At 70.2% G+C, this 20934-nt stretch carries 21 protein-coding genes; 15 read left to right on the forward strand and 6 right to left on the reverse strand.

Annotation, left to right across the window (positions count from 1 at the left end):
• Positions 1–18: 18 nt before the first annotated feature.
• The 5 genes from WS46_RS30080 (at position 19) to ligD (ending at position 5005) form a co-directional block, all read left to right on the forward strand.
• Positions 19–207, forward strand: coding sequence for a DUF3008 family protein (locus WS46_RS30080; RefSeq protein ID WP_059536983.1), 189 nt, complete (start codon positions 19–21; stop codon positions 205–207).
• Between the two features lie 53 nt (positions 208–260).
• Complete coding sequence (locus tag WS46_RS34740) at positions 261–422, forward strand: DUF1328 domain-containing protein (protein WP_081052496.1); 162 nt, start codon at positions 261–263, stop codon at positions 420–422.
• Positions 419–805, forward strand: coding sequence for a DUF3022 domain-containing protein (locus WS46_RS30085; RefSeq protein ID WP_059536979.1), 387 nt, complete (start codon positions 419–421; stop codon positions 803–805). The genes WS46_RS34740 and WS46_RS30085 overlap by 4 nt, the downstream gene beginning before the upstream one ends.
• 273 nt (positions 806–1078) lie before the next feature.
• On the forward strand, positions 1079–2104 hold the full coding sequence (locus WS46_RS30090) for a Ku protein (protein WP_059692903.1): 1026 nt from the start codon (positions 1079–1081) through the stop codon (positions 2102–2104).
• Between the two features lie 24 nt (positions 2105–2128).
• Positions 2129–5005: a DNA ligase D gene (ligD, locus tag WS46_RS30095; RefSeq protein ID WP_059692906.1), complete on the forward strand. Its 2877-nt coding sequence runs from the start codon at positions 2129–2131 to the stop codon at positions 5003–5005.
• A gap of 14 nt (positions 5006–5019) precedes the next feature.
• On the opposite strand, the gene WS46_RS30100 is transcribed toward ligD, so the two are convergent.
• Together WS46_RS30100 and WS46_RS30105 are read right to left on the reverse strand one after the other, a co-directional pair.
• Complete coding sequence (locus tag WS46_RS30100) at positions 5020–6342, reverse strand: sodium:proton antiporter (protein ID WP_059692908.1); 1323 nt, start codon at positions 6340–6342, stop codon at positions 5020–5022.
• A 42-nt stretch (positions 6343–6384) separates the two neighbouring features.
• Positions 6385–6741, reverse strand: a complete 357-nt coding sequence (locus WS46_RS30105; protein WP_059536961.1) for a DUF3175 domain-containing protein — start codon at positions 6739–6741, stop codon at positions 6385–6387.
• A 141-nt stretch (positions 6742–6882) separates the two neighbouring features.
• Here WS46_RS30105 and WS46_RS35740 point away from each other — a divergent pair, with 141 nt between their 5' ends.
• The 5 genes from WS46_RS35740 (at position 6883) to WS46_RS30130 (ending at position 9417) form a co-directional block, all read left to right on the forward strand.
• Positions 6883–7296: a hypothetical protein gene (locus WS46_RS35740; protein WP_059692911.1), complete on the forward strand. Its 414-nt coding sequence runs from the start codon at positions 6883–6885 to the stop codon at positions 7294–7296.
• A gap of 91 nt (positions 7297–7387) precedes the next feature.
• On the forward strand, positions 7388–7753 hold the full coding sequence (locus WS46_RS30115; RefSeq protein ID WP_059692913.1) for a DUF3022 domain-containing protein: 366 nt from the start codon (positions 7388–7390) through the stop codon (positions 7751–7753).
• A 281-nt stretch (positions 7754–8034) separates the two neighbouring features.
• A complete protein-coding gene (locus WS46_RS30120) occupies positions 8035–8583 on the forward strand; it encodes a type 1 glutamine amidotransferase domain-containing protein (RefSeq protein ID WP_059692916.1) in 549 nt (182 codons plus the stop codon).
• A gap of 3 nt (positions 8584–8586) precedes the next feature.
• Entirely contained in the window at positions 8587–8928 is a 342-nt protein-coding gene (locus WS46_RS30125) for a DUF1488 domain-containing protein (RefSeq protein ID WP_059692919.1), read from the forward strand.
• Between the two features lie 264 nt (positions 8929–9192).
• On the forward strand, positions 9193–9417 hold the full coding sequence (locus WS46_RS30130) for a hypothetical protein (RefSeq protein ID WP_059692921.1): 225 nt from the start codon (positions 9193–9195) through the stop codon (positions 9415–9417).
• Between the two features lie 49 nt (positions 9418–9466).
• Here the strand turns inward: WS46_RS30130 and WS46_RS30135 are convergent, their stop codons facing one another.
• Complete coding sequence (locus WS46_RS30135; RefSeq protein ID WP_059692923.1) at positions 9467–10717, reverse strand: phosphatidylserine decarboxylase family protein; 1251 nt, start codon at positions 10715–10717, stop codon at positions 9467–9469.
• A gap of 118 nt (positions 10718–10835) precedes the next feature.
• Here WS46_RS30135 and WS46_RS30140 point away from each other — a divergent pair, with 118 nt between their 5' ends.
• The 5 genes from WS46_RS30140 (at position 10836) to arsH (ending at position 13933) form a co-directional block, all read left to right on the forward strand.
• Positions 10836–11087: a hypothetical protein gene (locus WS46_RS30140; protein WP_059692925.1), complete on the forward strand. Its 252-nt coding sequence runs from the start codon at positions 10836–10838 to the stop codon at positions 11085–11087.
• Between the two features lie 113 nt (positions 11088–11200).
• Complete coding sequence (locus tag WS46_RS30145) at positions 11201–11536, forward strand: helix-turn-helix transcriptional regulator (protein WP_059692927.1); 336 nt, start codon at positions 11201–11203, stop codon at positions 11534–11536.
• Between the two features lie 22 nt (positions 11537–11558).
• Complete coding sequence (locus tag WS46_RS30150) at positions 11559–12053, forward strand: arsenate reductase ArsC (protein ID WP_059692929.1); 495 nt, start codon at positions 11559–11561, stop codon at positions 12051–12053.
• Positions 12054–12119: 66 nt separating this feature from the next.
• Positions 12120–13190 (forward strand): ACR3 family arsenite efflux transporter, encoded by a 1071-nt coding sequence (gene arsB, locus WS46_RS30155; RefSeq protein ID WP_059536938.1) that lies wholly within the window; start codon positions 12120–12122, stop codon positions 13188–13190.
• 20 nt (positions 13191–13210) lie between these two features.
• The gene (gene arsH, locus WS46_RS30160) at positions 13211–13933 is read left to right on the forward strand and encodes an arsenical resistance protein ArsH (RefSeq protein ID WP_059536933.1); all 723 of its coding nucleotides are present in this window, start codon (positions 13211–13213) and stop codon (positions 13931–13933) included.
• 82 nt (positions 13934–14015) lie between these two features.
• Here arsH and treY read toward each other — a convergent pair whose 3' ends face one another.
• The 3 genes from treY to treZ are packed head-to-tail and all read right to left on the reverse strand — an operon-like array spanning position 14016 to position 20934.
• Entirely contained in the window at positions 14016–16781 is a 2766-nt protein-coding gene (treY, locus tag WS46_RS30165) for a malto-oligosyltrehalose synthase (RefSeq protein WP_059692931.1), read from the reverse strand.
• Positions 16778–19066: a 4-alpha-glucanotransferase gene (malQ, locus tag WS46_RS30170; protein ID WP_059692933.1), complete on the reverse strand. Its 2289-nt coding sequence runs from the start codon at positions 19064–19066 to the stop codon at positions 16778–16780. The genes treY and malQ overlap by 4 nt, the downstream gene beginning before the upstream one ends.
• On the reverse strand, positions 19063–20934 hold the full coding sequence (treZ, locus tag WS46_RS30175) for a malto-oligosyltrehalose trehalohydrolase (protein WP_059692935.1): 1872 nt from the start codon (positions 20932–20934) through the stop codon (positions 19063–19065). The genes malQ and treZ overlap by 4 nt, the downstream gene beginning before the upstream one ends.

Genomic DNA, 20934 nt, shown 5'->3' on the forward strand with positions numbered 1-20934 from the left:
ACCGAGAGGAGAACAGCCATGCCAGCCAAGTCCCAGGCCCAGCAGCGCGCCGCGGGGGCCGCCTTGTCGGCCAAGCGCGGTGACACGAAGATGAAGGACCTGAAGCCGCCTGCGAAGTCGATGGCCAAGTCGATGAGCGAGAAGGAACTCGAAAAAATGGCTTCGACGCCGGCCCACGGCAAACCCCGGCACAAGCACGATTCTTGATCGTGCGGCGACACGCGTCGACGATTCGTTATTCAGGACTGCAGGAGGCATTCATGCTTCGATACGCCATCATCTTCTTCATCATCGCGCTCGTCGCCGCCTTGTTCGGCTTCGGCGGCATCGCGGCCGGCGCGGCCGAGATCGCGAAGATCCTGTTCTACATCTTCGTCGTGATCTTCCTGGTCACGCTGCTGCTGGGAGTCGTGCGCCGATGACGATCGCCCCCGACCGTTCGCAGCGCATCGCGGAACTCGAACATGCGCTCGCGAACGGCTTTCCGTCGCAGTCGACCGTCGTCGTGCATGCGGACGACGCGTCGGGGCGGCTGACGATCCAGGTGTCGTGGGTGCGCGTGCCGTCCGATGACGACGCACGTCAATGGCGCTGCGCGGTCGACCTGCGTTTCGATCCCGACGTGCTCACGCGCTATGCATCGCTCGGTACGGCCGACCGGTTGCGCGTCCGGACGCATGTGTGCGACATGGCGCGGCGCGCGGTGGACGAACAGAAGCCGCGCGTCGAGGACGCCGAGATCGAATGCAGCGTCGCGCTCGACGTGACGCGCGACGAACTGGATCGCGCGCTGCGCGCGCCCTGACGGCGCGGCAGCCGCCCGTCGCGACACCGTAGCGGGCCGCCGCGGCACGCGCCGCGCGGCGCGTCCGTTTCCCGTGACGGCTGCGTGTGCGCCGCGACACGGCCACGCACGCCGCCGTCCATCACCGAACCGATGCGAGGATGCGCGCATGACGAATCTCCCCGATCCGGCAATCGACCGCAACCCGACGGCGCGCAATCGCGCCGCCTCGCGGAACGTCGCACGGGGGAGCGGGTCCGCCGCGTGGGCGTGCAAGCGGCAAGGAGGACAGGCATGGCACCGCGGATGATCTGGAAAGGCGCGATCAGCTTCGGGCTCGTTCACGTGCCCGTGCAGCTGTTTCCCGCGACGCGCACCGTGAAGCCGTCGTTCCGGCTGCTCGACAAGCGCTCGATGGATCCGGTCGGCTACCGGCAGATCAACAAGCGCACCGGCAAGGAAGTCACGCGCGAGGACATCGTGCGCGGCTACGAATACGAGAAGGAACGCTACGTCGTGCTGACCGACGACGAAATCCGCGCGGCGAACCCCGAATCGACGCAGACCGTCGACATCCTGACCTTCGTCGACGAGGACGCCGTGTCGTTCCTCTATCTCGACACGCCGTACTACCTCGTGCCGGACCGCAAGGGCGAGAAAGTCTATGCGCTGCTGCGCGATGCATTGAAGGACAGCGGCAAGATCGGCATCGCGCTGGTCGTGATGCGCGACCGACAGCATCTCGGCGCGCTGATTCCGGTCGGGCCGCTGCTCGCGCTCGATACGCTGCGCTGGCAGGAGGAGTTGCGGCCGCTCGACGAACTGTCGGTGCCGGCCGACGACGCGAAGGGCGCGGGCGTGACCGCGCGCGAGCTCGCCATGGCGAAGAAGCTGATCGACGACATGGCCGGCAAGTGGACGCCCGACGAGTATCACGACACGTTCCGCGACGACATCCTCGAGCTGGTCGAGCGCAAGGTGCGCGCGGGCAAGATCGAGGAGATCGAGGAACGGCCGGCGCAGACGAGCCGCGCGGCGACCAACGTGGTCGACCTCACCGAGTTGCTGAAACGCAGCCTGAAGGGCGGCGGCGGAGCGCGTGCGGCGGATTTGCGCGACGCGGGCGACGACGAGGACGCGAATACGGAAGGGGCATCTTCGTCGTCGCGCGGCGGCGGGCGCCACAAACCGGCTTCAAAAACCGCGACGAAGGGCGCGCCCACGAAAACCGCGGCGGCGAAACGGCCGGCCGCGAAACGTGCCGCGCACGGCGAGCATGCGGTGAAGAAAGCCACCGAGCGCCGCAAGCACGCCGCATGACGCCGCGCGAAGCGAGGTGATGCGATGCCCGGCAAGCTCGATCCCTATCGCCGCAAACGCCACTTCGGCGCGACGCCGGAACCGGAAGGCGCGCACGGGCGTCGGCATGCGAAGGCGGATGCGAAACCTTCCGCGCGGGCGCGCGCGCGCACCGGCCATCCGCTGCGCTTCGTGATCCAGGAGCATCATGCGCGGCGCTTGCACTACGACTTCCGGCTCGAACTCGACGGCACGCTGAAGTCGTGGGCCGTGCCGAAGGGGCCGAGCTTCGATCCGTCGGTGAAGCGTCTCGCCGTGCATGTCGAGGATCATCCGCTCGAATATGCGTCGTTCGAAGGCGAGATTCCGGCCGGGCATTACGGCGCGGGGTCGGTCGTCGTATGGGACGAAGGCACGTGGACGCCCGACGGCGGCCTCGCGCAGGCACGCGACGGCTATCGCGCGGGCAAGCTCACGTTCCGGCTCGACGGCGAAAAGCTGCACGGCGGCTGGGCGCTCGTGCGCAGCGGGCGCCAGCAGGGGCGACAGGAGCAGTGGCTGCTGATCAAGGAGCGCGACGACGACGCGCGCGACGCGGACGAATTCGACGTCGTCGGCGAGCGGCCGGGGAGTGTGCATGATGGCGCTGCGTCTGCGGCGCGCGCGGATTCGGCCGACGGCGCGAAGCATGCGCGCCGGACGCCGCGCGGCCGCGGCGACAAGTCCGCGAAACGCGATGCACGTGGCGCGCGGCACGACGAACACGACGAACACGACGAACACGACGAACACGACGAACACGACGAACACGACGAACACGACGAACACGACGAGCGTGAACGCCCGCCGGCCGATCCCTCCGGGATCGAAGGCGCGGTGCGCGCGCCGCTGCCCGAGCGCGTCGCGCCGCAACTCGCGACGCTGGTCGACGGCCCGCCCACGCAGGGCGACTGGCGCTACGAACTGAAGTTCGACGGCTACCGGATCCTCGCGCGTATCGCGGGCAAGGGCACACGCCGGTATGTGAAGCTGATGACGCGCGAAGGCCGCGACTGGACCGCGAAGCTGCGCGCGCAACGCGATGCGCTCGCCGCGCTCGACGTCGACGACGCATGGCTCGACGGCGAGGCCGTCGTGCTCGGCGCGCACGGCCTCCCCGATTTCCAGGCGCTGCAGAACGCCCTCGGCGCGGGGCGCTCGGATGCGGTCACGCTGTTCGTATTCGATTTGCCCTTCCTTGACGGTTACGACCTGCGCGACGCGCCGCTCACCGCACGCCGCGGGCTGCTCGAACCGCTGCTGGCCGACAGCGACCCCGCGCGACTGCGCTTTTCGCCCGATCTCGGCGACGACGTCGCGTCGCTGATCTCAAGCGCATGCGATACGGGCCTGGAAGGGCTGATCGGCAAGCGCGCGGACTCGCGCTACCGGGCCGGACGTTCGCCTGCGTGGATCAAGCTCAAATGCCGACGCCGGCAGGAGTTCGTGATCGGCGGCTATACCGAGCCGTCGGGCAGCCGCCACGGCTTCGGCGCGCTGCTGCTCGGCGTGCACGAACCGGCGCCGGCCGGCAAGCGGCGACGCGGGCCGACACCGCTGCGCTATGTCGGCCGGGTCGGAACCGGCTTCGACGCACGCATGCTCGACCGGCTTGCCGCGATCCTGCGCAAGCACGAGCGCGACACGCCGCCGTTCGATCCGCCGCCGCGCGAACGCTCGCGCACGCGCGTGCACTGGATCGAACCGACGCTCGTCGCCGAATGCGAATTCGCGGAGTGGACCGGCGACGGCATCGTGCGGCAGGCCGCGTTCATCGCGCTGCGCGAAGACAAGCCGGCCACGCAGATCGTCCGCGAAGTGCCGAAACAGACGGAAAATGCGGAAACGGAGATGACGATGGATCGACAGCGAACCACGCACGACGACAAACATCCCCGCAAGCACGCGTCGCACGCGGCTCATGAAGCGAATGGCCGCGAACACCACGCGCGTTCACGGTCATCCACCCGCACGGCCGGCAACGATGCCGGCCCGGATCAGCTCGGCCGCGTGCGCATCACCCATCCCGACCGCGTGCTCGACTCGCAAAGCGGCACGCGCAAGATCGATCTCGCGCATTACTGGCAATGGGTCGCGCCGTGGCTGTTGCCGGACCTGAAGGGGCGACCCGTGTCGCTCGTGCGCGCGCCCGGCGACATCGCCGGCGAGCTGTTCTTCCAGAAGCACGCGGAACGCCGCGAGATTCCGTTCGTCACGCAACATGCCGGGCTCGATCCGGGACACGGTCCGCTGCTGTCGCTCGACAGCGTCGACGCGCTGCTCGGTGCCGCGCAGATGGGCACGATCGAACTGCATACGTGGAACGCGCACGCGTCGAACATCGAGCGGCCCGACCGGATCGTGTTCGACCTCGATCCTGATCCCGCGCTGCCGTGGAGCGCGATGATCGAGGCCGCGCAACTCGTGCGCGGGCTGCTCGACGAGCTGGGGCTCGCGTCGTTCTGCAAGACGAGCGGCGGCAAGGGGCTGCATGTGGTCGTGCCGATCACGCGGCACCTCGGATGGGACGACGTGAAGGACTTCTCGCGCGCCGTCGCGCAACACGTCGCGAGCGCGCTGCCCGACCGTTTCACCGCGACGATGGGCCCGCGTCATCGTCGCGGCAAGATCTTCATCGATTACCTGCGCAACGGCCGCGGTGCGAGCACGATCGCGGCGTACTCGGCGCGTGCGCGGCCCGGGATGGGCGTGTCGGTGCCGCTGCGCTGGGACGAGGTGCCCGATACGACGGGCGGCGCGCAATGGACGATCGACACGCTGCACGAACGGCTCGACCGGCTCGCGCGCGATCCGTGGGAAGGCTACGACGAGACGCGGCAGCGCATCTCCGCGCAGATGCGCGCGCGGCTCGATGGGTCGTGACGTCGCCGGCGCGGTCAGCGCCGGCGCTGCTGCAGGCGGTAATACCAGTCCATCAGCGGCGTCGCGGAGATGCCGTGCGCGATCACCGATGCCGACACGACGGCCAGCACCGGCGCCGCCAGCGGGCGCACCGCGCTGGACGGCCCGTGTTCGAGCGCGAACAGCAGGTAATAGAACGAGCCGATTCCGCGTATCCCGAACCACGCCATCAGCCGCCGCTGCGCGTGGGTCGCGTGCGAGCCGGTCAGCGACAGCAGCACGGCGAGCGGCCGCACGGCCACGAACAGCACGAGGGCGAGCGCGATAGCGCCCCACGTCATGAGCGGCGCCGACAGCGTCGTGAGCACGCTGCCGATCATCGTCATGATGAGCGCCTCGGCGATCCGTTCGAGCTCGATCGTGAAGTCCAGCACCGATTCGGTCATGAACGCGTGCACCTTCTCCGGATGCTTCTCGGTCGCGACCACGTCTTCCGAATCGATCCGGCCGATCACTTCGCGCGGACGCCGGTCGCCGCTCGCGCGATGCTCGACGCGGCGCATCGCGACGCCCGCGGCGAACGTCGCGATGAAGCCGAACGTATTCGCGAGCTGCGCGGCGCCGAACGACAGCACGATCAGCGCGAGCGCGAAGAAGCCTTCGAAGCCGAGCGCCTGCGCGTGGCGGGTGCGCAGCCAGCCGATCGCCTTGGTGGCGGCCGCGCCGAGCACGCCGCCGATCGCGGCCGCGCCCGCGATGCCCCACAGCGCGGCCAGCGCGAACGCGCCCGTCAGCGCCGGCCGCGCGTGCGGCGTGTCGGCCGCGCCGCACAGCGCGAGGCCCGCGAGCGCGAACGGCAGCGCGATGCCGTCGTTCAGCCCGCCTTCGCCGGACAGCGCGAAGCGCACCAGGTCGCGGTCGCCGGGATCGTGCACCTGCACGTCGTGCGCGAGCACCGGGTCGGTCGGCGCGAGGATCGCCGCGAGCAGCAGCGCGGGACCCCAGCCGAGCCCGAGCGTCAGCACCGCGCAGCCGGCGAGCAGCGGCACGGTGACGCTCATCGCGAGCAGGCCGAGCCGGCAGGGCACGAGCCACAACGGGTCGGACAGCGGCACGCGCAGCCGCAGCCCGATCGCGAACAGCGACACCAGCAGCGCGACCTCGACGATCTCGCGCAACAGCGACGCGTCGCGTTCGATGTCGAGATGCAGGAGGCCGGCCCCGGACGGGCCGAGCGCGACGCCGAGCGCGAGATAGATCATCGCGCTGCTGCAGGGCAGGTGACGCAGCGCCGATGTCGCGACGCCCATGCCCATCAGCACCGCGCCGACGATCAGATACCACAGCGTTTCATGCATGCGTGCAGGCGGAGCAGGTCGATACGGAGGCGGCGGGGGGCGTCACGGCTTGCGGCCGAACGCCTCGCGCAGTTTCCGCTTCGCGCGTTCGAGCGTCGCGCGGCGTGTTTTCGGCAGGTTGCGGCCCGCGCGGTTCAGATAGAAGTTGAGCATCGACATCGCCGACTGGAACGGCGGCGCCTTGCGGCGGCGGCTGTGTTCGGCCGAGCGCTTGAGCGACGCCGCGATCTCGCCCGGGTCGTCGGACTTGAAGATCGCGGGTTCGATGTCCAGCGCATCGCTCTTTTTCATGACGTCGGCGGACCAGCGCTTGCGATGATGCGGATCGTTGCTGCGCGCGCGGCCGGGGCGGCGCGTCACGCGTTTGCCGTGCGGATGGGAAGCGGAAGCTGAAGGCATGACAGGGCTCCGTACGGGATCGGGATGGGCTGGTCGTGGGACGCGCAAATCGCGTGCCGCGCGTCGCCGACGGCACGTGCCTTGCTGAACCAGGGATGCAGGAAATTCCACGACAGCCATTCCATTGAGGGAGAACGTTCCATGAAGTCAGTATTCGAATCGAAATCTGCCGTGCGCCGGATCCTTGCGTGCGCGGCCGTCGCACTCGTCGCGGCCGCACCGGCCGCGTGGGCACAGAATTCGCAGCGCTCCGACGAGGGCACCGGCGCGCCGATCCTGTCGCCGCCGGACACATCGGCACAAGGCGCCGGCGACAGCATGTCGAACGGCAATACGGCGGCGCCGCCGCCCGCGACCCGCATGCAGGAGCCGCGCGCCATGCGTTCGCACGCGCGCCCGCATGTGCGCACCAAGCCGGGCGGCCCGAGCGGCGCCGGCACGGGTGGCAGCGGCAGCACGGGCGGCTCCAATGGCGGCGGCAGCGCGGGGGCGGGCGCGACGGGCGCGGGCGGCGGCGCAGGCGGTACGGGCGGCGCGGGTTCCAGCGGCTATTGACGATCACGGTGTCGCGCCGGCGCGACCGGCGCGGCGCGATGGCGGGCGTCGGCCACGGGGCCGGCACACCGCCACCACGCAGGAGGACATCATGCAATCGAATTCACGGATCTCGATCGACCACGACGAACTGGACACCGACGCGGTCGATACCGACGATCTCGATACGACGGTGCATCTCGACGTCGAGACCGGCAGGATCACGTTTCATGCGGCCTGGGCGCTGGCGCCCGATGCGCCGCCCGATACCGCGCGGCACGCCGTGGTGCTCGCACTCGACTGCGACACGATGGAGCGCTATGCGGATCTCGACGACGGCGCGCGGATGCGCGTGCACGCGATGCTGCACGATGCCGTGCAGGCCACGCTCGACACGCTGCCCGACGTCACCGAGGACCTGACGCTGACGGTCGAACTGACCGACGCGATGCTCGATGCGGCGCGTCACTTGCAGTGAGCGTGTCGGGCCGATAGCGACCCGCGCACGGGCGCGGCCTTGCATGACGGCGCCGGGCGGCAGTCGCCGGCAGTCGCGTTACATCCCGTTGAAATCTTTGCAGAGGTCGCGCGGCGCGGCGTGACTCAGGGCCCCCACGCGTCACGCGGCGGCGCGCGTGCGTGAGGCCGCCCGGCGATTGCGGGTCGCGCCCCACCGACGCGATCGTGCGCGCGGCACGCAAATTGCTGCGCGACGGGCATGGCACGACGGGTGCCGCAACATCAACAGGGAGGCGCTCCATGATCGGCAAGCTGGACCATTGCAAGGTGGCGATACTCGCGGTCGACGGTTTCGAGGAAGCCGAGCTCGTCGAGCCGCAGCGCGCGCTCGAGGCCGAAGGCGCGCAGGTCGACGTGATTTCGCAGAAGCGCGGCGAGATCCAGGGGCTCAGGCATGTCGACAAGGGCGATCGCGTGAAGGTCGACCGGACGTTCGACGATGCGCGCGAAGGCGACTACGACGCGGTCGTGCTGCCGGGTGGCGTCGTCAACGGCGACGCGATCCGGATGCTGCCGGCCGCGCGCGAATTCGTGACGGCGGCGGTCGGTGCGGGCAAGCCGATCGCCGCGATCTGTCACGGCGGCTGGCTGCTCGTATCGTCCGGGCTGGTGGACGGCCGCACGATGACGAGCTGGCCGAGCCTGCAGGACGACATCCGCAACGCGGGCGGCAAGTGGGGCGACCAGGAGGTCGTGCGCGACGGCAACCTGATCACGAGCCGCAAGCCCGACGATCTGCCCGCATTCAACGGCGCGCTGGTGCAGTGTCTCGCGTCGCGGGGAGGCTGAGCGATGCCGGCCGATTCCGTCCATCACGTGACGCTGACCGACGCGCCGCCCGAGTTCGACGGTGCGGCGCTGCAGATGCGCTTCGTCGTCGAGGTCGACGGGAAGCCGCTCACGTGCGCGATCACGGTCGAGGCGCTCGAGGACCATTTCGGCGCGCGCTCCGCGCTCGAAGCCGACCTGCGCGACGCGTTCGAGCGCGGCCGTGCGCGCATCGAGGCCGCGTGCGAGGACGTGCTCGCGGACGGCAAGGGCGGCGTGGAGCTGCACAGCGGCTATTTCCGCGTGCGCGACAAGGCGGCGGGCAAAACGGCGCGGGCCGGGCTGTTTCGCTCGAGGAAGTCGTGATCCGCGCGGCTGCGGAATGCCGGCGCGGGCCGGCCGGCGCACCGTGCGCGTGCTCGCTTACACACCATTGAAAACTTTGCAGCGGCCATCACGCGGTTTGCGGTGACACATCGCGCCGCGCGCCGGTCGCGCACGGGGCGGCCGCGTCCCACAATCTGGCACGCTCCCTGCATGCTTCTGTCGTCGCCGGCGCACGTTTCGCGCCGTGCGTCGCCGCGATGCCGCCGCTGCATCGTGCGAAGCCGTCACAACGGGGAAACAAGCATGCTGACCGCCCATGAATTCGCCGCGCTGTTCCTGGTGCATCGCGCACCGGAACAGATCCAGACCGACCGCGAGGACATCGTCGCGCTGGTCGAACGACAGTTGATCGTGATGTGCCCGGACGCATCGGGCACGAGTCGCCCGGCTTTGACCGCCGACGGGTTGACCGTCGTCCGGTGCGTGCAGCGGCACGATGGCCGCGAGGCCGGCGATCTCGACGCGTGACACGCGATACATGGATGCATGACACCCGCACGCGTGGCCAACGCGCGGTTCAGCGTGCGATCGCGACCGGCGCGTTGACCTGCACGACCGGTGTATCGCCGTCGAACGGCGGCGCGAACGGGAAGCGGTCGATCACGCCGGTCTCGAACAGCAGGCAGCAGGTCGAGCCGCCGTACTGGAAATAGCCGATCTCGTCGCCCTTGTCGACGCGCTGCCCCGGCACGACTTCGACGATGCAGGACGAGACGTCGCCCATTCCGACGAACACGGCCGCGACGGTCCCGATCCCGGGATCGTCGCAGTCGATCGCGACGATCGCGCGCGCGGCGACGGCCGTCATGTAGCCCTGCGAATCGTTGAGGCCGGCCGGGTCCGGGCCTTCCGCCTCGGCGACCGAATAGTAGGTGCCGTCGACCCGGTACGCATGCGTGACCGTGCCGCGCACCGGCGCGTGCCAGCGATGATAGTTGTACGCGCTCAGATACGCCTGGTACAGATCGCCGCCGACGAACCGTTCGGCGAGCGGCAGCCGCGCGGGCGTGAAGATGTCGCGCAGCGAGTAAGGCTGGCCCTTGACCCAGAACGTGTCGCGGATCTTCACGTTCGATGCGGTGTGATACGGCGCGGCCTCGCATGCGCTGACGATCACGTGCGCATCGTCCGGCGCCGCGACCGGCCGCGCGCCCGCGCGAAAGCGCCGCGTGAAGAAGTCGTTCCACGAGTCGAAGCCCCAGTGCGGCTGGTCCTCGCGATACTGGAACTGCGACAGGCCGAGGCGCTTGCGCGCTTCGTCGCAGAACCAGCCGTCGGGCGACGACGTGTCGAGATGCGCGCGCGAATGCGGGCCGCCGAGGAAATCGCACCACACGTTCAGCACCTGCTTCAGGTGCGCGTTGACCGCCGCGTCGCGAAACACCGCGTGGCCCGACGGCATGCACATCGGCCAGTCGAGGAACGCGTTCAGCGGGCACACGATCAGGCTCGTTTCGCTGAATGGCGGCGTGTAGGTCATCAGGTGATCGATCACCGTCATCAGTTCGCCGATCGAGGTGTAGCCGAGCGTGCGGCCCGCTTCGCGTGCCTCGTCGATCGCGCGGGTCAGGCTCATGCGCAGCACCGCGTCGTCGTCGAACAGCCGCGCGAGTTCCTGCACGGCCGGCGTGCGCAGCCGTTCGCCCGCATGCGCGCGTGCGTCGTTCGCGATGCCCTCGCGGTATGCGGCCATGTGCGATTCCTCGCGGGCCATCCATTCGCCGAGGCGATGGCGCGTGGCGGGCGACGTGCTGGGATCGGTCGGCATGCTCACCTCCGGCAAGGATTGTGATGCGAACGAAGCTAGCAAGGCGCTTGCCCGGTGCGCGGCACCGAAATTGCTGCGCTTGGCCGACGGATGCTTTCACCGACACAGGAGAGGACACATGAACGCAGCTTCGAATGTGCGACAGGCGAACGATGCGGCGTCGACCGACGAGCGCCGCAGCGGCGAACAGCGGACCGTGGCGCCGACCCGCACGCGGGCACGGGTGCGCGCGTCGACGTCACATAGCGATGCGCGGCGGGCCGAACGCGGCGGCGGGAACGGCCCGGTGGCGCCGAGCCGCGGTCACGAGGCCGGCGAGCCGCATTGGGAGGACGACGGCGGCGCGATGCCGCCGGAAGAGTGGTCGTGACTTCGAGCGCCTGGTGTTCGCCCGCCGGTCGCTCGGGGCCATAGGTTCGATCGCGGGTAACCATGGATGCGGCGCCGATTTCTTCATTTCCATATTTCGAGTATTATCGAAAAATGGAAATGAACCAGACCATCGCCGCCCTGTCGGCCCTCGCGCACGAGTCGCGCCTCGCCGTATTCCGCGCGCTCGTTCAGGCCGGCCCGTCGGGCCTGCCTGCCGGGCAAATCGCGACGCTGCTCGACGTGCCGCCGTCGTCGCTGTCGTTTCATCTGAAGGAACTGGCCCACGCGCAGCTCGTCACGAGCCGCCAGGAAGGCCGCTTCGTGTTCTATTGCGCGAACTTCGCGACGATGAACGCGCTGATCGGCTACCTGACCGAGAACTGCTGCGGCGGCAATCCGTGCACGCCGGCCACCGCCTGTTCGACCTCCTGCTCCGATCCAACGTAAGCACACGTCCACGCACCCGCCGATGACCACCAACGTCCTGATCCTCTGCACCCACAACTCCGCCCGCAGCGTGCTCGCGGAGGGCATGCTCAATCACTGGGCCGCGAAACTCGGCCGCGACGTGCGCGCCTACAGCGCCGGCAGCGCGCCGAGCGGCCGGCTCAATCCGTTCGCGCTGGACGCGCTGACGCGCGCGGGCGTCGACGTCACCGGCTACCGCAGCAAGAGCTGGGACGAATTCGTCGGCGACGGCGCGCCACGGATGCGCATCGTCATCACGGTATGCGACAGCGCGGCCGCGGAGGCTTGCCCGTACTGGCCCGGCAGCCCGGTGAAAGTGCACTGGGGCTACGCCGATCCGTCGAACGCCGAGGGCGGCGATGCAGGCAAGCGGCTCGCGTTCGAACTGACGCGCGAGGCGATCGGTTACCGGATGCTGCAACTGCTGGCGTTGCCGTTTGACCGGTTGAGCGACGCCGAACTCCAGGCGGCGTTGATCGACATCTCGCGGAACTGAGCGCCCGCACGGGGCACGCGCGAACTCGTGTGCCCCGTGCGTTTTTCCAGCATCGAATCCTGTCCGATGAATACGTCCAACACCATCCCGCCTTGCAACGCCGCCGCGAAGCCGGCGATCAACTTCTTCGAACGCTATCTGACGGTCTGGGTCGCGCTGTGCATCGTCGCCGGCATCGCGCTCGGCCAGGTGCTGCCCGGCCTGTTCCAGCGGATCGGCCGCATCGAGTACGCGCAGGTGAACCTGCCGGTCGGGTTGCTGATCTGGGTGATGATCATCCCGATGCTCGTGAAGGTCGACTTCGGCGCGTTGCATGAAGTGCGGCAGCACGTGAAGGGGATCGGCGTCACGCTCGCCGTGAACTGGCTCGTCAAGCCGTTCTCGATGGCTTTCCTCGGCTGGCTGTTCATCCGCCAGCTGTTCGCGCCGATGCTGCCGGCGGACCAGCTCGACAGCTACGTCGCCGGCCTGATCCTGCTGGCCGCCGCGCCGTGCACGGCGATGGTGTTCGTGTGGAGCCGGCTCACGGGCGGCGATCCGCTGTTCACGCTGTCGCAGGTCGCGCTGAACGACAGCATCATGGTGATCGCGTTCGCGCCGCTGGTCGGGCTGCTGCTGGGGATGTCCGCGATTACCGTGCCGTGGGCGACGCTGCTTACGTCGGTGCTGCTCTACATCGTGATTCCGGTGATCCTCGCGCAGCTCTGGCGCAAGCGGCTGCTGCGGAGCGGGCAGGCGGCGTTCGATGCCGCGATGGCGAGGATCGGCCCGTGGTCGATCGCCGCGCTGCTCGCGACGCTCGTGCTGCTGTTCGCGTTCCAGGGCGAGGCGATCCTCAAGCAGCCGCTGGTGATCGCGCTGCTCGCGGTGCCGATCCTGATCCAGGTGTTCTTCAACGCGGCGCTCGCGTACTGGCTCAACCGCGCGGTGGGCGAGAAGCACAACGTCGCGTGCCCGTCCGCGCTGATCGGCGCATCCAATTTCTTCGAGCTCGCCGTCGCGGCCGCGATCAGCCTGTTCGGTTTTCACTCCGGCGCGGCGCTTGCGACCGTCGTCGGCGTGTTGATCGAGGTGCCGGTCATGCTGCTGGTGGTGCGCATCGTGAACCGGTCGAAGGGCTGGTACGAGCGCGCATGAGCCAACCACTGAATCCATCCATGACCGACCGACTGACCGACCTGCCGCAACTCGACCCCGAACTCTTCCGCGTGCCGGACGCGAGCCGCTTGCGGCCGGCGTCGCCGTCCACGCATCCGCCGCGTTTCCTGCTGCTGTACGGTTCGCTGCGCGAGCGTTCGTTCAGCCGCCTGCTGGTCGAGGAGGCCGAGCGCCTGCTCACGGCGATGGGCGCCGAGGTGCGCGTGTTCAATCCGAGCGGCCTGCCGTTGCCCGACGATGCGCCGGAGAGCCACCCGAAGGTCGTCGAGCTGCGCGAACTGGTGCTGTGGTCGGAAGGGATGGTGTGGTGCTCGCCGGAACGACACGGCGCGATGACCGGCATCATGAAGTCGCAGATCGACTGGATTCCGCTGTCGGTCGGCGCCGTGCGGCCGACGCAGGGCAAGACGCTCGCGGTGATGCAGGTCAGCGGCGGCTCGCAGTCGTTCAACGCGGTGAACCAGATGCGCGTGCTCGGGCGCTGGATGCGCATGCTGACGATCCCGAACCAGTCGTCGGTGGCGAAGGCGTTCATGGAATTCGACGAAGCGGGGCGGATGAAGCCGTCGGCCTATTTCGATCGCGTGGTCGACGTGATGGAGGAACTGGTGAAGTTCACGCTGCTGACGCGCGACATCGGTCCGTATCTGGTCGACCGGTACAGCGAGCGCAAGGAGAGCGCGGAGGCATTGTCGAAGCGGGTGAATCAGCGGGCGATTTGAAATCGCGGTGTGTGCGTCGTCTCGCGAGTCGCAATCGATACCGGCAGCGCCGCGAGCACGATCCATACCGATCCGGACCGACTCAATCCCGAACGCGTGCCGCGACGAGCACCGCAACCGGCAACGCGGCCAGACAGCGATCGAGCCGAATCACGCCGCCCGGCGCCGCGACTTCGCTTCCGTCGCTCAGCCAGTCGATCCATCGCTCGCCGGCGGCGCGCGGCACGACCACGGCCGTATCGCCCCATTCCCGTGGTTCCACGCGCGGCAGCGCCGGCGCTTCGCCGAGCAGCCGGCACGCGAGCCGCGTCACCGCGACCACGACAGTCGCCGCTTCGTCGCAGCGCGCGAACGCCAACGCATGCCGCCCGAGTTTTCCGCGCACGCGCAGCGGCACGTACGCGCCGTCCGCGAACGTCGTCGGCCAGCGCGCGCGCAACGCGAGCATCCGCTCGACGAGCGCGCGCTTCACCCGCGCGTCGGGCCAGTCGCGCAGGTACGCGGCGACCGGCTCGTCGACCCGCTCGGCCGCCAGCTTCGCAAACGGCACGTCGCGCCGGTTGTCCGGATCGACGAGCGAGTGATCCCATGACTCGGTACCTTGATACAGATCGGGCACGCCCGGCGACGCCATCCGCAACGCCGCCTGCGCGAGACTGTTGACGACGCCGGCCGGCGCGAGCCGCGCGACGAACGCATGCAGGCGATGCACGAAATCGCCCGTGCCGTGCGGCGTCAGGATCGCGCGGACGAACGCCTCGCAAGTGCGCTCGTAGTCCGCGTCCGGCGCGAGCCAGTCCGTGTGCCGTTTCGCCTCGCGCAGCGCCTTCGTCTGCCACCGCACCACGCGCTCCGTGAGCGCCGCGAGTCCGGCCGCATCGTCCGGCGCGAGCCCCGGCGGCCAGCAGCCGACGAGCGTCTGGTACAGCATCGCCTCCGCGGAAGGCCCGGGCGTCCAGGCAAGATCGCGATGTGCGCCGCCGCGCCGAGGCTGGTTCAACGCGGACCAGTCGAGCGACACCGTGCGCCACAGGCCCGGCACTTCGCTCAACACCGCGAGCCGCGCGCGCGCATCTTCGCCACGCTTGTGATCGTGCGTCGCCGTCGCGACGAGCGTATGCGGCACGGTGCGCGCGCGTCTACGGTTGCGTGCATGGAACGCGCCACGCGACAGGCTGAACTCGCCGGCATCGGCGCCGACCTCGTTGCGCGACAGCAGCCGTCCGTAGCGATAGTTGGCCGTGTCCTCGACGCCCTTCGCGGCTAACGGCGCGGTGAGCTGCGCGAACGCGACACGCGCCGCGTGCAGCGCGGCGGCATCCGCGCGCGGCACACGCGTGCCGGGCAGCCCGAGCCAGCCGGCGACGCGATCGAGCGCGTAGCGATCGGACGGATCGATCGCCGCGCACGCCGCGTCGTACGCGCGCGCCAGCACGCGACGATCGGAGGCGGTCGCCTCTTCGCCGAGGGTCGGGTACATCCGGTACACGGGCAGATGCACGGCGAGCTCGCCCAGCACCCGATGGATCGCAATCCTGCTGATGTCGCGCGTCGCGGGTGCGGCGCGGGCGACACGGTGCAACGCCCGCGCGACGCGTTCATGCTCGCCCGCAAGCTGCCGAGTCAGCACGCGCCGCTTGCCGGCCGCGGCTTCCCGAGCGAACGAGCGCGTCGATCCCGACACGGCTGCCCAGTGCGCGGCGAGCGGCGCGGCGCCAGCCGGGTCGTGCAGCAGCGCGGCGACGTCGTTCATGAAGTCGTAGCCGGTCGTGCCGTCGACGCGCCAGTCCTCGCGCAGCGTCTCGCCCGGCGCGAGGATCTTCTCGACGACGACATACGGCCGCTCGTCGCGCTGCGCGGCGAGCCGCGCATGCAGGCGCCGGCAGTACGCGCGCGGGTCGGCGAGGCCGTCGACGTGATCGACGCGCAGGCCGTCGATGAAGCCGGCCGCATGCAGTTCCAAGGGCAGCGCATGCACCGCGTCGAACACCGCGTCGTCTTCGACGCGCACGGCCGCGAGCGTCGCGATGTCGAAGAAGCGCCGCCAGTTCAGTTCGTCGGCGGCCGTGCGCCACCATGCGAGCCGGTAATGCTGGCGTTCGAGCAGCCGGTGCAGGCACGCGCGCGAGCGCGCGCGGCGTGGATCGGCGCCGCGCAGGATCGCGTCGAACGCATGCGGGCCATGGGTGGCGGCATAGTCGCGCAGCGCCGTGTGCGCATCAGCGAGGCGCGCGCTGCCGCGAATCGCCGCGGCAGCGAAACGTTCGGCGAGGGCGTTCAGGTCCGCACGATTGGTGATGCGCAGGATTTCCGCATAAGTGGCGGCGGCGACCGGCAACCTCCTGCCCGGGCATGCGATGAAGAAGCACCCGGCCGAAGGATCGGCGCCCAGCGTGATGTCGCCGGCCGCGAGCGCGTCGCCGTACGGCGCGCCGAGGCAGGGCAGCAGCACCTTGCCGTCGAGAGCCGCATCGGGCGGATGCCAGTCGATGTCGAAGTAGTGCGCGTACGGGCTGGCCGGCCCCCATTCGAGCACGTCGTTCCACCAGCCGTTCGATGCGCCGCCGACGCCCATGTGGTTCGGCACGATATCGACGATCACGCCGAGGCCGCGCGCACGCAGCGCGTCGACGAGGCGGCGGAAGCCGGCTTCGCCGCCGAGTTCCGCGTTGATCGCGCGATGGTCGACGGTGTCGTAGCCGTGCGTCGAGCCGGGCTCGGCCGTCGTGATCGGCGACAGATACAGATGGCTCACGCCGAGTCGCGCGAAATAGTCCGCGTGCGCGGCCGCGTCGTCGAACGTGAAGCCTGCATGCAGTTGCAACCGGAGGGTCGCGCGCGGGGTCATGCGTCGTCCTCCGGTGCGTCGCGCGCGCGCTCGATCGCCGCGATGCGTGTGCGCACGTCGGCGTCGAACAGCGCGTCGACCGTGCGCGGCAGCCGGCGCAGCCAGTTCGGATGGCCGCATGGCGGGCCGGGCAGGTTCGGCTGTTCGGGCAGTGCGAGCAGATCCTCGAGCGGCACGATCGCGAGCGGCGACGGGCTGCGCGCGACGTACGCGAGGACGGCGCCGACGGGCGGCGCATCGGCGGGCGGGATCGGATCGCTCGCCGGTGCGCAGCCCGCGTGCTGCAACGCGCGCCACAGCATCGTGCGGTCGGTGGCACGTTCGGCCCGGGCGGCCGCGAGGTGCGGGGCGGGCGACGGTGTGTCCGGTGCGGAAGGCGCGCCGTGGCTGCCATCCGTGGCCGGCGTATCGTCACGCATGACCGGATCGTTCCGTTCGTCGCGGCCCGAGCCGTGTGCGGCCGCGGCGCGACCGATGTCGTCGCCGACATCGCGTGCACGCGCGACGCGCTGCACGTGGCTGCTCCGGTCCGCCGCGCCTGCATGCTTGGACGCATCGGCATCGGCCACGACCCGCCGCCATTCGAGATCGACACCACGCCACCAGCCGGCCACGGTCGGCAGATCATGCGTCGACGTCATCGCGATCGTGTCGCGATCCCACGCCGACGGCGGCCGAAACGCACGATCGGCTTCACGTTCGAACCACAGCACGCGCATCCCCGCGATACCCTGCGCGCCGAGCCGCTCGCGAAAACCTTCCGGCACCGTGCCGAGATCCTCGCCGATCGCGACCGCGCGATGCCGTGCCGCCTCCAGCGCGACGAGCCGCACGAGATCGTCGAACGGGTAGCGCAGGTACGCGCCGTCGCGCGGCGATCGGCCCTCCGGCACGATCCACATCCGCGCGAAGCCGAGCACGTGATCGATGCGGATCCCGCCCGCATGCGCGAAGGCCGCGCGCAGCAGCTCGACGAACGGCGCGAAGCCGTTGGCGCGCAGCGCGGCGGGCGTCCACGTCGTCACGCCCCATGCCTGGCCGTCCGCATTGAACAGGTCGGGCGGCGCGCCGACCGACACGCCGCGCAGCAACGTCGCGCCGTGCGCCCACGCATCGCTGCCGGCCTGATCGGAGCCGACCGCGAGATCCGCGATCAGCCCGATCGTCATCCCCGCATCGCGCGCCGCATGCTGTGCGTTGCCGAGCGCGTCCGACGCGCACCATTGCAGGAACGTATGGAACGCGATCGTCTCGGCATGCGCATGCGCGAAGGCGTCGACCTCGGACGACGCCGGCGTCCGCCACTGCGCGGGCCATTGCCGCCAGTCCGCGCCGATCCCGTGTTCGATGCAGAACGCCTGCAGCGCGTCGAAGCGCGCATGCGCGTCGAGCGCCGCGCCGCCCGCCGCGCGGAACCGCTCGAATGCGTCGCGCGACGGCTCGCCGTTCGCGCGCCACGCGTCGAAGCACGCGCGCAGCCGGCGCAGCTTCAGCGGCAGCACGTGCGGCCAGTCGATCAGCGGCGTGTCGCCCGCGTTGGCGATGTCCGGCGCCGCACCGCGCGTTCGCCGCACGATGTCGGCCCCCGGCACCGCATCGCAGTCGAGATACGCGACGTTGTGCCAGCGCCGCGACGAAGGCGAATACGGACTGTCGTGTTCGGGCAGCGCCGGATACCCGGCATGCGTCGGACTGGTCGCGACCGCGTGCGCACCGTGCCGCGCCGCGCGCGTGGCGAGGCCGGCGAGCGCGGTGTAGTCGCCCGCGCCGTCGTCGCCCGTGCGGCGCAGGCTGTAAATCTGAGCCGCGATGCCCCAGCGACGCTGCGCGTCCGGCGCGTCGTCGAAGGCATCGAACGGCCGGGCCCGCGGCGGCGCGATCGCAAGGCCGATCCGCTGCTCGCCGATGTCGAGGGCGTGATAACCGGGCAGCGCGAGCGGCGGCAGCGTGCCGTGTTCGCCCGCGCCGGTCACGCGCCCGTCGACGTGTCCGCCCGTTTCGAGTGAAATCCGGAAGCGCGCGCCGGGCGGCGCGACACCGCGCGGCAGCGTGAGCGGCACGCCGGCGTCGCCGGTCACGACGCGCGGCGTCGCGTCGTGCGCGTCGGCGAGCGCCGCCGCGCTGTCGACCCGCTCGATCGGCGTGCCGCACGGCCAGCCGAGTGCATCGACGAGCGCGATGAGCGCGTCGTCGTCCACTCGCCGGGCGATGCCGCCCGCATCGATCCAGTCGGGTTCCAGCCCGGCCGAGCGCGCGAGATCGGCGATCGCGACGTCGGTCGTCATGGCCGCGTATGCCCGTTCGAGCGGTGGCTCAGCGCATCGTGGTTCACCGCGCCGTCGCGCCACGCGATGCAGGTGCGCGCGGGCAGCCGCGCGTCGGCCAGCCGGTCGCGCGCGCGCGGCGGCGTCTCGAACACGATCTTGCCGACCGGCAGCGCGGGCAGCATCGCGTCGTGCGAGCCGGGATTGAACGCGATCGTCAGCGTGCTGCCGTCGCCGAGCCGCCAGCGTGCGACGAGCGCCTCCGCGGCGCTGTCGCCGTTGCAGGCCAGCAGCTCGACGCCGAGCGCGCGGGCGCCCGGCAGGTGCGGCGTCACGAGCGCCGCGCGCACGGTCAGCGCGCTGCGATAGAAGCGCCGCCACGCGTCGGCGTCGGGCCATGCGTCCTCGCCGGCATGGCCGGGCGACGAGCGCACGAAGGTGCCGACGTCGTTCGGATCGGGAATCGCGTCGCGATGCGCGGGATCGGCGAACGCGGGAAACGCGGCGAACTCGCGGCGCCGGCCTTCGCGCACGGCGTCGGCGAGCGCGCCGCGATAGTCGGTGAAGAACTGGAACGGCTGCGTGCTGCCGTCTTCCTCGCCCATGAACAGCAGCGGAATTTGCGGCGCGAGCAGCATCAGGGCGGTGGCGGCGCGCACCGCGTCGTCGTTCGCGAGCGCGCGCAGCCGTTCGCCGAACGCGCGGTTGCCGATCTGATCGTGATTCTGCAGGAACGTGACGAACGCGGTCGGCGGCAGATGCGCGCTCGACTCGCCGCGCGGCGCGCCGCCGTGCAGCGGCGATGGCTCGCCCTGGTACGCGAACCCTTCGCCGAGCGTGCGCGCGAGATGGCGCAGCGGCGCATCGGCGTACGCGCGGTAATAGCCGTCGCGCTCGCCGGTCAGCAGCACGTGCGCGCTGTTGTGGAAATCGTCGTTCCACTGCGCGTCGAAGCCGTCGGGCCCGAGCAGGCTCGCCGCATTGCGTTCGTTCTCGAGCACCAGGTGCACGTGACGCGCGTCACCCGCATACGCGCGCACGCGGCGCGCGAGCGTGAGCAGCCATGCGTCGTCGTCGATCGCATGCGCGGCGTCGATGCGCAGGCCGTCGAAACGGAATTCGTCGAGCCAGTACAGCGCGTTGTCGATGAAGAACGCGCTCGTCTGCGCGCGCGAGAAGTCGATCGCGGGCCCCCATGCGGTCTGCCGGTCCGTGCGGAAGAATTCCGGCGCATAGCGCGGCAGCAGATTGCCCTCAGGGCCGAAATGGTTGTACACGACGTCGAGCAACACCTGGAGCCCGAGCCCGTGCGCCGCGTCGACGAGCGCCTTCAGTTCCTCGGGCCGTCCGTACGACGCGTCGGGCGCGAACGGCAGCACGCCGTCGTACCCCCAGTTGCGCGTACCGGGAAACGCGTTGACGGGCATCAGCTCGATCGCGGTCACGCCGAGCGCGGCGATCTCCCGCAGGCGCCGCTCGACGTTCGCATAGCCGCCGCACGCGCCGACGTGCAGTTCGTACAGCACCGTCTCGTGCCACGGGCGGCCGCGCCACGCGTCGTTGCGCCAGCGGTACGCGGCGGGATCGACGACCTGGCTCGGGCCATGCACGCCATCGGGCTGAAAGCGCGACGCGGGATCGGGCACGGCGAGGCCGTCGTCGAGCAGGAAGCGGTAAAGCGTGCCGGGGCCATACGGCGCGATGGCCTCGAACCAGCCGTCGCCGGCGGCCGGCATCGGGATTCGCTGCTCGCCATGCAGTTCGACCGTGGCCGTGCGGCTCGCGGGCGCCCACAGGCGAAAGCGCGTGTGCGTAGCGTCGATGCAGGTCGCGCCGAACGACGACGCGAACGCGTGCGTGCCGGGCGGAGGGGCGGTACGTGACGTCAT

The organism is Burkholderia sp. RF4-BP95, from assembly GCF_001521985.1.
GTDB classification, from domain to species: Bacteria; Pseudomonadota; Gammaproteobacteria; order Burkholderiales; family Burkholderiaceae; genus Burkholderia; species Burkholderia diffusa.

Bases quoted from the DNA above. Each gene is read 5' to 3' on its own strand.
- WS46_RS30145 (WP_059692927.1), top strand. From the start codon at position 11,201: ATGGAAATGAACCAGACCATCGCCGCCCTGTCGGCCCTCGCGCACGAG.
- WS46_RS30150 (WP_059692929.1), top strand. From the start codon at position 11,559: ATGACCACCAACGTCCTGATCCTCTGCACCCACAACTCCGCCCGCAGC.
- WS46_RS30080 (WP_059536983.1), top strand. From the start codon at position 19: ATGCCAGCCAAGTCCCAGGCCCAGCAGCGCGCCGCGGGGGCCGCCTTG.
- WS46_RS30115 (WP_059692913.1), top strand. From the start codon at position 7,388: ATGCAATCGAATTCACGGATCTCGATCGACCACGACGAACTGGACACC.
- WS46_RS30085 (WP_059536979.1), top strand. From the start codon at position 419: ATGACGATCGCCCCCGACCGTTCGCAGCGCATCGCGGAACTCGAACAT.
- treY (WP_059692931.1), bottom strand. From the start codon at position 16,781: ATGACCCCGCGCGCGACCCTCCGGTTGCAACTGCATGCAGGCTTCACG.
- WS46_RS34740 (WP_081052496.1), top strand. From the start codon at position 261: ATGCTTCGATACGCCATCATCTTCTTCATCATCGCGCTCGTCGCCGCC.
- treZ (WP_059692935.1), bottom strand. From the start codon at position 20,934: ATGACGTCACGTACCGCCCCTCCGCCCGGCACGCACGCGTTCGCGTCG.
- WS46_RS35740 (WP_059692911.1), top strand. From the start codon at position 6,883: ATGAAGTCAGTATTCGAATCGAAATCTGCCGTGCGCCGGATCCTTGCG.
- WS46_RS30090 (WP_059692903.1), top strand. From the start codon at position 1,079: ATGGCACCGCGGATGATCTGGAAAGGCGCGATCAGCTTCGGGCTCGTT.
- WS46_RS30105 (WP_059536961.1), bottom strand. From the start codon at position 6,741: ATGCCTTCAGCTTCCGCTTCCCATCCGCACGGCAAACGCGTGACGCGC.
- WS46_RS30120 (WP_059692916.1), top strand. From the start codon at position 8,035: ATGATCGGCAAGCTGGACCATTGCAAGGTGGCGATACTCGCGGTCGAC.
- WS46_RS30100 (WP_059692908.1), bottom strand. From the start codon at position 6,342: ATGCATGAAACGCTGTGGTATCTGATCGTCGGCGCGGTGCTGATGGGC.
- WS46_RS30135 (WP_059692923.1), bottom strand. From the start codon at position 10,717: ATGCCGACCGATCCCAGCACGTCGCCCGCCACGCGCCATCGCCTCGGC.
- malQ (WP_059692933.1), bottom strand. From the start codon at position 19,066: ATGACGACCGACGTCGCGATCGCCGATCTCGCGCGCTCGGCCGGGCTG.
- WS46_RS30130 (WP_059692921.1), top strand. From the start codon at position 9,193: ATGCTGACCGCCCATGAATTCGCCGCGCTGTTCCTGGTGCATCGCGCA.
- WS46_RS30125 (WP_059692919.1), top strand. From the start codon at position 8,587: ATGCCGGCCGATTCCGTCCATCACGTGACGCTGACCGACGCGCCGCCC.
- arsB (WP_059536938.1), top strand. From the start codon at position 12,120: ATGAATACGTCCAACACCATCCCGCCTTGCAACGCCGCCGCGAAGCCG.
- arsH (WP_059536933.1), top strand. From the start codon at position 13,211: ATGACCGACCGACTGACCGACCTGCCGCAACTCGACCCCGAACTCTTC.
- WS46_RS30140 (WP_059692925.1), top strand. From the start codon at position 10,836: ATGAACGCAGCTTCGAATGTGCGACAGGCGAACGATGCGGCGTCGACC.
- ligD (WP_059692906.1), top strand. From the start codon at position 2,129: ATGCCCGGCAAGCTCGATCCCTATCGCCGCAAACGCCACTTCGGCGCG.